13 protein-coding genes are annotated in these 11,555 nt (G+C 30.7%); 7 read left to right on the top strand and 6 right to left on the bottom strand.

Annotated elements, in window-relative coordinates:
- Positions 1-767, bottom strand: a 767-nt coding sequence (locus ACIQ2I_RS05065; RefSeq protein WP_396181348.1) for a proline dehydrogenase family protein, incomplete at its 3' end; no start/stop codon positions are given.
- Between the two features lie 97 nt (positions 768-864).
- Here ACIQ2I_RS05065 and aroB point away from each other — a divergent pair.
- The 4 genes from aroB to ACIQ2I_RS05045 all read left to right on the top strand — a co-directional run bounded on the left by aroB (position 865) and on the right by ACIQ2I_RS05045 (position 4,898).
- On the top strand, positions 865-1,935 hold the full coding sequence (gene aroB, locus ACIQ2I_RS05060; RefSeq protein WP_396181347.1) for a 3-dehydroquinate synthase: 1,071 nt from the start codon (positions 865-867) through the stop codon (positions 1,933-1,935).
- Between the two features lie 97 nt (positions 1,936-2,032).
- The gene (locus tag ACIQ2I_RS05055) at positions 2,033-3,448 is read left to right on the top strand and encodes an arginine decarboxylase (protein WP_396181346.1); all 1,416 of its coding nucleotides are present in this window, start codon (positions 2,033-2,035) and stop codon (positions 3,446-3,448) included.
- Between the two features lie 5 nt (positions 3,449-3,453).
- Complete coding sequence (locus ACIQ2I_RS05050; RefSeq protein WP_396181345.1) at positions 3,454-4,428, top strand: deoxyhypusine synthase family protein; 975 nt, start codon at positions 3,454-3,456, stop codon at positions 4,426-4,428.
- An 86-nt stretch (positions 4,429-4,514) separates the two neighbouring features.
- The gene (locus tag ACIQ2I_RS05045) at positions 4,515-4,898 is read left to right on the top strand and encodes a DNA primase (RefSeq protein ID WP_396181344.1); all 384 of its coding nucleotides are present in this window, start codon (positions 4,515-4,517) and stop codon (positions 4,896-4,898) included.
- A gap of 66 nt (positions 4,899-4,964) precedes the next feature.
- Here the strand turns inward: ACIQ2I_RS05045 and ACIQ2I_RS05040 are convergent, their stop codons facing one another.
- Both ACIQ2I_RS05040 and ACIQ2I_RS05035 read right to left on the bottom strand, forming a co-directional pair.
- Positions 4,965-5,444: an Lrp/AsnC family transcriptional regulator gene (locus ACIQ2I_RS05040; RefSeq protein WP_396181343.1), complete on the bottom strand. Its 480-nt coding sequence runs from the start codon at positions 5,442-5,444 to the stop codon at positions 4,965-4,967.
- Between the two features lie 27 nt (positions 5,445-5,471).
- Entirely contained in the window at positions 5,472-6,608 is a 1,137-nt protein-coding gene (locus ACIQ2I_RS05035) for a M14 family zinc carboxypeptidase (protein WP_396181342.1), read from the bottom strand.
- Between the two features lie 251 nt (positions 6,609-6,859).
- Here ACIQ2I_RS05035 and ACIQ2I_RS05030 point away from each other — a divergent pair, with 251 nt between their 5' ends.
- Positions 6,860-7,309, top strand: a complete 450-nt coding sequence (locus ACIQ2I_RS05030; protein WP_396181341.1) for a helix-turn-helix domain-containing protein — start codon at positions 6,860-6,862, stop codon at positions 7,307-7,309.
- Here the strand turns inward: ACIQ2I_RS05030 and ACIQ2I_RS05025 are convergent.
- Positions 7,306-7,857, bottom strand: coding sequence for a 1-acyl-sn-glycerol-3-phosphate acyltransferase (locus ACIQ2I_RS05025; RefSeq protein ID WP_396181340.1), 552 nt, complete (start codon positions 7,855-7,857; stop codon positions 7,306-7,308). The two genes, ACIQ2I_RS05030 and ACIQ2I_RS05025, sit on opposite strands and share 4 nt — an antisense overlap.
- 114 nt (positions 7,858-7,971) lie before the next feature.
- On the opposite strand from ACIQ2I_RS05025, the gene ACIQ2I_RS05020 reads away from it, so the two are divergent.
- Both ACIQ2I_RS05020 and ACIQ2I_RS05015 read left to right on the top strand, forming a co-directional pair.
- Positions 7,972-8,568 (top strand): spermidine synthase, encoded by a 597-nt coding sequence (locus tag ACIQ2I_RS05020; protein ID WP_396181339.1) that lies wholly within the window; start codon positions 7,972-7,974, stop codon positions 8,566-8,568.
- A 3-nt stretch (positions 8,569-8,571) separates the two neighbouring features.
- Positions 8,572-9,282, top strand: coding sequence for a potassium channel family protein (locus ACIQ2I_RS05015; protein ID WP_396181338.1), 711 nt, complete (start codon positions 8,572-8,574; stop codon positions 9,280-9,282).
- 166 nt (positions 9,283-9,448) lie between these two features.
- Here the strand turns inward: ACIQ2I_RS05015 and ACIQ2I_RS05010 are convergent, their stop codons facing one another.
- Together ACIQ2I_RS05010 and ACIQ2I_RS05005 are read right to left on the bottom strand one after the other, a co-directional pair.
- On the bottom strand, positions 9,449-9,766 hold the full coding sequence (locus ACIQ2I_RS05010) for a GIY-YIG nuclease family protein (protein ID WP_396181337.1): 318 nt from the start codon (positions 9,764-9,766) through the stop codon (positions 9,449-9,451).
- A 323-nt stretch (positions 9,767-10,089) separates the two neighbouring features.
- Positions 10,090-11,001: a hypothetical protein gene (locus ACIQ2I_RS05005; RefSeq protein WP_396181336.1), complete on the bottom strand. Its 912-nt coding sequence runs from the start codon at positions 10,999-11,001 to the stop codon at positions 10,090-10,092.
- Positions 11,002-11,555: the final 554 nt, after the last annotated feature.

Here is an 11,555-nt window from a genome sequence, read left to right as displayed (position 1 = left end):
TCTTCAGCGCGCTTAGCTTCTTTTTCCATATATGCACCACGTACTAATTTCATACCAATATGAAATCCTTTTTCTTTTGCTCTTTTATGAAGGGCATTTAAATATGGCACTCTGTCCCATCGGTACAATTGTAAGGTATTGAAAATAATTGCTTTTTTGGTGTTAAATTTTTCCATCATACGCTCCACTACATCATCTGCTGCATCTTGCATCCAAGTTTCTTCACCGTCAACTAAGAGTTTCACATCATTATCATAGGCATATTGACAAATTTTTTCAAATCTTGCCTCTACTCTATTCCATTCTTCTTGCTCATTAGCTATCAATGTTGCCTTTAACCCTACTTTTTCATACAAATCCATTCTTCCCAATCCTGTAGGTTTAAAAACAGCAAATGGAATGGCTTTGTTTTCTTTCGCGAAATCAATTGTTTTTAACGTCATTTTTAAACAAGCTTCAAACTGTGCTTCTTCTTCTTTACCTTCCACAGAATAATCTAAAACTGAGGAAACACCTTTAGCATGCATTTTTGAAACCACTTGCAAACAATCTTGTTCGCTTATACCACCGCAAAAATGATCAAACACGGTTTTTCTTATAATACCTTCAACAGGTAAATGAAATTGTAAAGCAAAATTGGTTAACGAAGTACCTATTTTTACCAATGCCGGTTTCCCAATCATTTGAAATAAAAAGTGTGCTCTGCTTAATTCATTGTTAGATTTTAGCGAAAATGCTTTTTCTGTATTGTTAAATATTTTATCCATTATTATTAAATACATATTAAGTAATGCAAATATACTTATTGAACTAATGATTTCTCATATTTTTTAATTTATTTTGTAAAGAATTTATAAAAAACCAATGGCACCTATTCAATCAGATAATTATACTATATATTTTAATGAGGCAAGTTTTGTTTATCTTGAAAATTTGCTTCAACCAGAAATCTATTCGAAAATTTTTGTTTTGGTAGATGAAAATACAAATGAGTATTGTTTACCTTATTTTTTATCCAGTTTGCCAACAGAAATCGAAATAGAAATTATTGAAATCGAAGCAGGTGAAGAACATAAAAACATGTACACGTGTATTGATTTATGGCACACGCTAATAGATTTAGAAGCAGATAGAAAAAGCATACTATTAAATCTGGGCGGTGGCGTTATTACAGATATTGGTGGCTTTATAGCAAGCACATTTAAAAGAGGTATTGATTTTATAAATATCCCCACAACGCTACTGGCAATGGTAGACGCCTCAGTTGGAGGAAAAAACGGCGTAGACTTAGGAAGTCTTAAAAATCAAATAGGTGTTATAAACGAACCGAAAACGGTTATTATACTATCGAAATTTTTAGAAACATTGCCGTCAAATCAAATGCGTTCAGGATTGGCTGAAATGCTAAAACATGGTTTAATTTACGACAAGGTATATTGGGATAAATTAAAAAACTTAAACGACTTAAATACAGATGATTTAGATATTTTAATAAAACAATCAATTGAAATAAAAAACGAAATCGTTTCACAAGATTTAAAAGAAAACGGAATAAGAAAAGCATTGAATTTCGGACATACTTTAGGGCACGCTATTGAAAGTTATTTCTTAGAATCGGAAGACAAAATACAATTGCTACATGGCGAAGCTATTGCTATTGGTATGATATTAGAAAGTAATATATCTTTTTATTCAAAATTAATTTCTAAAGAAGATTTTGCCGAAATAAAATATATTATTACAGATGTTTTTGAAAAAATACAATTTAATGAATCTGATATCCAAAATATTATGAATTTGTTGGTTTTCGACAAAAAAAATGAGTTTGGAAACATACAATTTACATTATTAAACAAAATTGGTGAAAGTAAAATTAATCAAACTGTTGATAAATCCTTGATTTTATTGGCGTTTGAAGATTATTTAAAGAATTAATTTTTTTTTACTTTACTTCTGTTTTTAGTAATATTATTTTTACTTTTGCTCAACAAAAATGGCACGTATTTCAATTAATTAAATTAGTAATAGTCAAATGAATACAAAATATTCCGACCTTATCAATCAAACTTTCTATTTTCCACAGGAAGAATTTACTTTGAACAAAGATAATTTGCATTTTCATGGTATTGATTTGATGAAATTAGTAGAACAATATGGTACACCATTGAAATTTACGTACTTACCAAAAATTTCTCAAAACATCAATAAGGCAAAAATGTGGTTTAGAAATGCGATGGAAAAGCACGGATATGAAGCCAAATATTTTTATTGTTATTGTACCAAAAGTTCGCATTTTGAATTCATTTTAAATGAAGCTCTAAAAAACAATATTCATATTGAAACGTCATCCGCTTTTGATATTAATATCGTTGAAAACCTTATGGAACAAGGTAAAATTAATAAAAATTCATTTATCGTTTGTAATGGTTTTAAACGTGATCAATATGTAACTAATATTGCTCGTTTAATTAATAATGGCCATAAAAACACCATTCCTGTTATTGATAATTTTGAAGAATTAGACTTACTTCAAGAACAAATTGACGGTAAATTTAAAATAGGAATTAGAATTGCAGCCGAAGAAGAACCTAAATTCGAATTTTATACCTCACGATTAGGTATTGGTTATAAAGATATTTTACCATTTTACAGAAAGCAAATTGCTGACAATAAAAAAGTAGAACTTAAAATGCTGCACTTTTTTATTAATGCGGGTATTAATGATACGGCCTATTATTGGAACGAATTGGTAAAATGTTTGAAAGTATACATTGCCTTAAAAAAAGAATGTCCGTCTTTGGATAGTTTAAATATTGGTGGAGGTTTTCCAATTAAAAATTCATTGGCTTTTGAATATGATTATCAATATATGGTTGATGAAATATTGAACCAAATAAAAATTGCATGCGATGATGCAGAAGTTGAAGTTCCGCACATTTTTACCGAATTTGGTTCATTCACCGTTGGCGAAGCTGGTGGTGTGTTGTACCAAGTTTTATATCAAAAGAAACAAAATGATAGAGAAAATTGGAATATGATTGATTCTTCATTTATTACTACTTTACCAGATACTTGGGCTATTAACAAACGTTTTGTTATGCTAGCAGTTAACCGCTGGAATGACATTTATGAAAGGGTACTTTTAGGTGGTTTAACTTGTGATGGAGACGATTATTACAATTCAGAACAGCATATGAATGCCGTCTATTTACCAAAATATAATAAAGAAAAACCTTTATATATTGGGTTTTTTAATACAGGTGCTTACCAAGAAACCATTGGCGGTTATGGCGGTTTAAGTCATTGTATTTTACCACAACCCAAACACATCTTAATTGATAAAGACAAAAACGGAATTTTTGCAACCGAAGTGTTTTCCGAACAACAAAAGGTAGAGCAGGTTTTAGAAATTTTAGGATACAACAAAAGCAAAAACGAAAATAAATAAAACCCATGAATAAAGGACCAATAAGTCAGTTTGTAGAAAAACATTATTTGCATTTTAATGCTGCTGCTTTAGTAGATGCTGCAAAAGGATATGAAACCCATTTATTAGACAACGGTAAAATGATGGTAACGCTAGCGGGTGCTATGAGTACAGCCGAGTTAGGAAAATCATTAGCAGAAATGATCCGCCAAGATAAAATTCATATTATTTCTTGTACAGGTGCTAATTTAGAAGAAGATATCATGAATTTAGTGGCACACAATTCATATAAAAGAGTGCCAAATTATAGAGATTTATCTCCAGAACAAGAAAGAGATTTATTAGACAATCATTTCAATAGAGTAACAGATACTTGTATTCCTGAAGAAGAAGCATTTCGTCGTTTGCAACAGCATTTATTTAACATTTGGAATAAAGCAGATAAATCTGGAGCGCGCTATTTTCCTCACGAATTTATGTATCAAATGATTAATTCAGGTGTTTTAGAACAATATTACGAAATTGATCCTAAAGATTCTTGGATGGTTGCAGCCGCAGAAAAAAACTTACCTATTGTAGTTCCAGGTTGGGAAGACAGTACTATGGGTAATATTTTCGCATCCTATTGCATCAAAGGAGAATTAAAAGCTTCTACTACAAAGAGCGGTATTGAATACATGATGTGGTTGGCGGATTGGTATCCAAAAAATTGCGCCGGAAAAGGAATTGGTTTTTTCCAAGTTGGTGGTGGAATTGCAGGAGATTTCCCTATTTGTGTGGTACCAATGTTATACCAAGATATGGAAATGCATGACGTGCCATTTTGGAGTTATTTCTGTCAGATTTCAGATTCAACAACAAGTTATGGTTCGTATTCTGGAGCCGTTCCAAATGAAAAAATTACCTGGGGTAAATTAGATGTAGATACACCTAAATTTATAGTAGAATCTGATGCAACTATAGTAGCACCATTAATCTTTGCTTATATCTTGGGATGGTAATAAGAAAAAAAAAGTTTTAAAAAAATTTAAATTTTAAAATTAGAATACTAAATTTGACAATTAAAATTGATTAAGGCAAACAAGAAATGAAGAGAGTAATTGTAGAGTACGCAAAATTAACAAACGAGATTTTAAACTTATTAGTTGAAAAATTTCCTGATGGATATGATGATTCGGATATTATTCGTTTCAAAAATGCTAAAAATGAGACAATTGAAGCAGTTGAAGTAAAAACAGAAGATACTACTTATCTAGTTAAAGTAAGTTTGAAGCTTGCTGATAGAATTGAAAATTTTGATGAAGATGAAGACTTTATATCACAGGAAGTTGCTATAGATGCTATTAAAGATATTGGTATTGAGGAAGATGATGAAGACAAAGAAGACGAAAAAATTGACTTAGATGATGAAGAAGATGCTGATGGAAATATAATTAAATCAGATTTCGAAGAAGATGATGACGAAGATTAAAAAAATACAAGCATAAAAAAATCCCGTTTTGACAAAATCAGAACGGGATTTTTTATTTTAATGGGATTAAAATTCTTTAAAAATCGTATGCATCAATCGTTTTTTATCATTAATGCTTTCTTCTAATGAAATCATGGTTTCAGTTCTATAAACCCCATCAATGTCATCAATTTGAAAAATAATATCTTTTGCGTTTGTTGTATCTTTTGCTCTAATTTTACAGAAAATATTAAATTTTCCAGTAGTTACAGAAGCTACAGTTACAAATGGAATTTCATTAATACGCTCTAAAACAAATTTTGTTTGCGAAGTACTATTTAAAAAGATACCTACATACGCTATAAATGAATATCCTAATTTTTCATAATCTAACGTTAATGAAGAACCTTTAATAATACCCGCATCTTCCATCTTTTTCACTCTAACATGAACCGTACCAGCAGATATTAATAATTTTTTAGCAATATCTGTAAATGGGATTCTAGTATTGTCAATTAACATATCTAAAATCTGGTGATCTACTTCATCTAATTTAAACTTACTCATAATCAATCTGTTTTAACTTTTAATGTACTAAACTTTTATAATATCGCCAATTTTAGGAAAGTTTCGGTTTTCAAATTCATATAATTTATTTTCAAAATCAATGGTTTGATGTGCGAAAAAAGAGTCTAAATTTTCAATCTGAATAATTTCAGGAATAAATGCTATTTTTCCTTCCGTTAAAACCTCCTTATATTGAACTGCAAATTTAATAATTTTTTCTACATTATTATCATTAATTCTCACATTTTTATAAATAAAATCATAAAAACATTTGTTATTTTGATAAATATTCAAATAATTACCCAAATTACTGCTAACTATATCGTTTTCGTTAATAAATGAAATAGCAGCTTTTAAAGCGATAAAAACAAATTTTCTTACCTCGTCTCTATTATAATCGTTAGCATAATGTCCAGCTTCAAATAAAATAGTTGGATATCCAATATTTGTAAAATAATCTCCAGTACAATTGATGTTAAAGGAATCATCAAATCGTCCTATTTGATTAGGAATATGTTTTTGAAGTTCTACATTTATACCCGCAATTACCGCAGCTGCTTTCTCTCTAACCGGATTAAAAGTACGCGATTCGTTATAGGATGCAGTTAAAAATGACATCGTTGCTGGCTTTTGAGTTTCCACTAGTCCAAAAATACTACGCTGATCGTGTAAGTTAAAACAATAATCAGGATTAAAATTCTTTAAAACAGTTTTTAAAACCTGACTTTCGGTTTGCGTACAGGTAAAAGCATCTCTATTCAAATCTACTCCATTGGCGTTTTCTCTGGTATAAGCTGCAGCACCATCTGGATTTAAAATCGGAAGAATATAAAAAGAAAATGATTTTGAAAGCATCTCAAATTCTTTTTCGTTATAATTTAAATAGTTTAAATAATCAATCAATCCTTTTGTTGTGGTGCTTTCATTACCATGCATTTGCGACCAAACTAAAATTTTTACGGCCCCTTCTCCAAATTGAATGGCTTTTATTGGTTGCTGTTTTACAGAAAACCCAACGGTAGAAATTTTAAATATAGCAGGTAATGTATCTAAAAAAGAATCTAAATGGATAGCAGTTACATATCTTCCTTGTATTGATTCGAACACATAAGTGGTGGCTAATTGTAAATTATCTTTCATATTACAAATGTAAATATATTTCATTTTACATTTGTAAACAATAAACACCTTCAAATTGAGTGGAAATAAGGAGTGATTTTAGTTAAAAATTCCACAAGTGTAAACTAATTTAATAAAATTAATTTAAATTACAGAAAATCAGTAGTTTATGTTATTTTATTTATATTAATAAATTATATAATTTTAACAATTATTATCTAATTTCATAAATATATTTTGTTGTTTTGATTGCAATTTGTTACATTTGTAAACTAAATTTTTTAATATTAATTAGGATGATAGATACAGAACACTTTGTAAAACGTTTGGAAACTATTTTTGATTATTATGGTTTAACGGCTTCGCTATTTGCAGAAAAAATAAATGTACAACGATCTAGTATCTCTCACCTACTTTCAGGAAGAAACAAACCTAGTTTAGATTTTATATTAAAAGTAATTGAGAACTTTCCTGAAGTAGAATTATTATGGTTGCTAAATGGAAAAGGAAGTTTTCCAACAAGTGAAAATGGTTTTGTTGAAAAAACAGCAATTTCATATATAGAAAATTCTAATCAAGTAAACGATTTGTTTTCTCAAGAAACGGTAGCAATTGAAAAAAGAATTGAAAAAAGTGCAATTACGCAAAAAATACAAAACGATGTAACACCTAAAGCCATCGATTCAAAAATTGAGTGTATCGTTATATTTTATGCTGACGGCACGTTTAAAAACTATTTGCCTTAATTGGTAAAGCTAAATTCGGGTACTTTTCCTTTGATAGTAGTGAATAATGACTCTAAATATTTTGAATCTTTCTCAAAATCGTTCGTAATAGCAAAGGCTTCAAAAATAATTACTTGTTTGTTTTCGTAATCAAAGGCAATAGGCAGAATTGGAACATTTGCCTTTTGAGCAATATAATAATAGCCCGATTTCCATTGTGCTACTTTTTTTCTGGTGCCTTCAGGGGATAATGACAAGCGCATTACTTCTTTTCTCTCAAAAATTTTCGCAATTGCATCTACCTTATTTTCGTTTTTATCTCTATTTAAAGGAATGCCGCCCATCCATTTTAAATAACCGCCCAAAGGAAAACGAAATAATTCTTGCTTAGCTAAAAAATTAATTTCAACAGGATACGTACCTCTAAAAAAAACACCTATAAAAAAATCAAACCAGCTGGTGTGAGGCACCACAATTAGTACACATTTTTTAATTGAGGCGTCAAAAGTACCAGTGACTTTCCAACCCATTATTTTTAAAAATATAAGTCTATATAGATATTGTTTCATTTTTATACATTTTGACAAAAAACAAAAATAAAGTATATTTACGTAATTTATATGATGATGTTCAAAAAAATACTTAGCTACTTCTATCCTATCACTATTTATATGGAAACTTCAATGATTAGCAAGTCAATTGAGGTGACATTATATAACGGGAAAATGCTGCTGAATACAAAAAACACCAATTATTCTTACGGAAGTTTGCAATTGATTTTAAAAAAAGGTCTTTTGGATATTGGTAAAGCTGAAATTAGCAGAATGGAATCTATTTTAATTTTGGGTGTGGCAGGAGGCAGTGTGGTGCAAACCTTAGTTACTGACTTTTCGTTTACCAAAAACATTACAGGTGTAGAATTAGACGATGAGATAATTGATGTAGCCAATTTGTATTTTAATTTAGATAAAATCCCTAACTTTAAATGTGTTATTGCTGATGCGGAACAATTTGTAAAAACAGATACAAACCATTACGATTTGATAGTTATAGATATCTTTAAAGATAGCGATATGCCTGCGTTTTTATTTGAAGAAAGCTTTATTACTAATTGCAAAAAGTTGCTTAATAAAAATGGCTATATATTATTTAACACCATGAATTTAAATAAAAATGTTATTGAAAATTACCTGTTGCATTTTGATGCGCACAACTTTACTCAAAAAGTGTTAAAAAATGTAGAGCGATACAATGATGTTATCATAATTAAACGGATATAAAATATGAAACACTTTTTAAGAAAACTTTTGTTGGGAAGAATTACAAAGGACGAGAAGCCTCTTTTAAAAATAAATCCGATACAAAAACGAATACAAAATATCAAATCTATTTGGAATAACGACCATCAAGATGATAATGGTATTGAAAAAATATTTAGATTATTTTTATCCATTTCGCAATTGTTATTTCCTGGTGTGTATATTAAATTTTGGTTTTCAAGAAAAAACTATGAATATCAAGATATTGCAATGGATTTTTACATCATTTTAAAATTACTATTTCCAATTTATATCTTAAAAAATAATTTACAAGATCATAATATTTTAATATATATAATGGTGTACGTTCTTTTAGAAACCGTTTTATATATACCCACATTAATTTTTGCTTCAGATATGCTTTCGCGTCCAAAGTCTTATAAACGTTCCATGTTATTATTGTTTTTAAATTATTTAGAGATTGTTTTTGCATTTGCTGTTTTGTACACTTTGGGCGATAACATGAACAAACCTTTTACCAATTGGTTTGATGCCGTTTATTTTAGCATAATTACCGCAAACTCTGTAGGTTATGGCGATTATTACCCTGTTACGCCTTATGCTAAAGCATTAGTTAGCATTCAAGCTATGTTCTTTTTATCGTTTGTGGTTTTGTTTTTAAATTTCTTTTCAGCCAAAGTAAAAAATAAAGGCTATTTTGATAATGAAGATTAGATGATTGATAACCAGCTCCACAAAGTCTAACGACTTTGCTAAACTCGTTTACTTCGTCAATTCGCAAGCTTGGGTCAGCATCTCATTCACCTATTCCTTGTACTCAATACTGTCATGCTGAACTCGTTTCAGCATCTCCTTCCCCTAGTTCCTATACGCTATACTGTCATGCTGAACTCGTTTCAGCATCTCGTTTCCAAAGATTATCCCATTTAGGATTATGCGTTTCTATCAAATTAATTTTCCACTGTCTATGCCAATTTTTTAATTGTTTCTCACGCGCAATTGCATCATTAATAAATTGAAATTCCTCATAATATACTAACATTTTTAATTTGTACTTAGCTGTAAACTTTGAACCCTCGCCCTTTACATGACGCTCCATTCTATCATCTATTCCACCTGTAACACCAATGTATAAGGTACCATTTGGTTTATTTGTTAAAATATAAACCCAGTAATTATGATAACTTCTCTGTGCCATTTATATTTATATATTTAGAACCTGAAACGAGTTCAGGTTGACAGACGCTACGTGTTGAGTTTTCTTGTCATGCTGAACTCGTTTCAGCATCTTACGCTCCCATTTCCTTATTTTTCTGTCATGCTGAACACGTTTCAGCATCTCGTATCATTCCACCTACTCTTTGTAACAGTTTTCGGTTGCCCTGTTTTTGTATCCCTTTACCACGTTAAGGGCTTTCGTTTATAAACCTGACAGGTTTCAAAAACCTGTCAGGTTTTAACCGTTACCACGCGAAAGGATTCGCGCGGCAGCGGGGGGCCTGTTAGCAGTAGCTTTTTTTGTTAGTCATTATACTCAAAAAAGTAAATGGACAAGTTTTCGATATTTTGATATTCTTCGATAAATTGCATCTCAGGCTTTTTCTTAGTTGCAATAATTAGTACCAATTTTAATGGTTCTAATTTTATGTGTTCTTCAATTGTCATAAGCTGATTTACTGCTTCATCAATACGTTTTGTTAAAAAGCTGTCCATATTCTTTACTTCGATTACGTAATTCATTAAGTAAGTCTTAATAATTGCATCAACTTCGTATTGCTGACTTACTCTTATGAATCTATTGTCGCTAAGAATTTCTGTTTTTAAATGTTTTGCGAAATCATCGATAGCTCTATTTTCAATTGATGTACTATATGAGAAATTTGCTTTCATTGAACCAGGATATGTATCCCTTCTCACGATATTTTTTTTCATTAATTCAAATAGAATTCGTTTTATTGTCTCAGTTGAATATCCAAATTTTGTAGCAAGTATATTTACATTTGTCAGTCCATTTGGATTTTCCTTAAAGTATGCAACAACTTTGTTTTTTAGTTCTTGTGCTTTAAAGGTCTCAAAGTTTGTTGACTTGGCTATTCCTTTTTCGGAGCCTTCTGTTTTATTTGTGGTTTGTGAGTCTGGTGTCGGCTGTTTTGGAAAAGTCTCAGGGTCTGTTGGCTCGATGTCATTACCACCAATAAAACCAAACTGATTTATTTTCAACTCCTTTTTCCAAATCCAAATTGCCATAATAAGAAGAAACAATCCTATGTAGTTGAAAAATAGTTTAGTCCCATCATCTTCAATTGTTATTGTTTTTTCGTTGCAATACTTATAAACTACACTAGTTATTGATTTTGTTGGAAAATAGAAGCAAAGAAATGATAATCCAATAAAGAGTAAGCTTAATATTGTTTTCAAAAATTTATTCTTCATTGTCAATATTTTTTTAAAGTTACTGGTAACGTTCCCACCGCTACCGCACGAATCCTTCCGTGTGGTTTGATTATTCCCCCTACTCTTTGTTACAGTTTTCGGTTACCCTGTATGTTTATTCGTTTTTCTTTAAAATAACGTGGTCAACCACGTTCAATACCCCGTTTACCACGTTTACCAACGTGGTTTACAACGTTCAAGACTCCGTTTACCACGTTCGGAACCCCATTAACGGGGTTCCGAACCCCGTTTACCACGTTGTACAACCCCAATTATGGGGTTCAAGACCCCGTTTACCATGTTGTATAACCCCAATTATGGGGTTCGGAACCCCGTTTATCACGTTGTACAACCCCAATTATGGAGTTCAAGACCCCGTTAATGCACTTTCGGACGTGGTAATTCCGCTTATTATGATGTTGGGGTATCTGTATTCGATTGTCGAGGACCACTATTAAAAAACTGGCTCAGCTCCGCTACTTTCGTTTGAAAACCAATCGCTTTGGTTGAAGCTTTGTATTTTGCAAAATCATAATCGGTCAACGCCGCTTGAT

The organism is Flavobacterium sp., from assembly GCF_044368995.1.
GTDB lineage: Bacteria > Bacteroidota > Bacteroidia > Flavobacteriales > Flavobacteriaceae > Flavobacterium.
Note: the sequence above shows the minus strand (reverse complement) of the source record. Positions and strands in the feature narration are given on the sequence as shown.

Bases quoted from the DNA above. Each gene is read 5' to 3' on its own strand.
- aroB (WP_396181347.1), top strand. From the start codon at position 865: ATGGCACCTATTCAATCAGATAATTATACTATATATTTTAATGAGGCA.
- ACIQ2I_RS05055 (WP_396181346.1), top strand. From the start codon at position 2,033: ATGAATACAAAATATTCCGACCTTATCAATCAAACTTTCTATTTTCCA.
- ACIQ2I_RS05050 (WP_396181345.1), top strand. From the start codon at position 3,454: ATGAATAAAGGACCAATAAGTCAGTTTGTAGAAAAACATTATTTGCAT.
- ACIQ2I_RS05045 (WP_396181344.1), top strand. From the start codon at position 4,515: ATGAAGAGAGTAATTGTAGAGTACGCAAAATTAACAAACGAGATTTTA.
- ACIQ2I_RS05040 (WP_396181343.1), bottom strand. From the start codon at position 5,444: ATGAGTAAGTTTAAATTAGATGAAGTAGATCACCAGATTTTAGATATG.
- ACIQ2I_RS05035 (WP_396181342.1), bottom strand. From the start codon at position 6,608: ATGAAATATATTTACATTTGTAATATGAAAGATAATTTACAATTAGCC.
- ACIQ2I_RS05030 (WP_396181341.1), top strand. From the start codon at position 6,860: ATGATAGATACAGAACACTTTGTAAAACGTTTGGAAACTATTTTTGAT.
- ACIQ2I_RS05025 (WP_396181340.1), bottom strand. From the start codon at position 7,857: ATGAAACAATATCTATATAGACTTATATTTTTAAAAATAATGGGTTGG.
- ACIQ2I_RS05020 (WP_396181339.1), top strand. From the start codon at position 7,972: ATGATTAGCAAGTCAATTGAGGTGACATTATATAACGGGAAAATGCTG.
- ACIQ2I_RS05015 (WP_396181338.1), top strand. From the start codon at position 8,572: ATGAAACACTTTTTAAGAAAACTTTTGTTGGGAAGAATTACAAAGGAC.
- ACIQ2I_RS05010 (WP_396181337.1), bottom strand. From the start codon at position 9,766: ATGGCACAGAGAAGTTATCATAATTACTGGGTTTATATTTTAACAAAT.
- ACIQ2I_RS05005 (WP_396181336.1), bottom strand. From the start codon at position 11,001: ATGAAGAATAAATTTTTGAAAACAATATTAAGCTTACTCTTTATTGGA.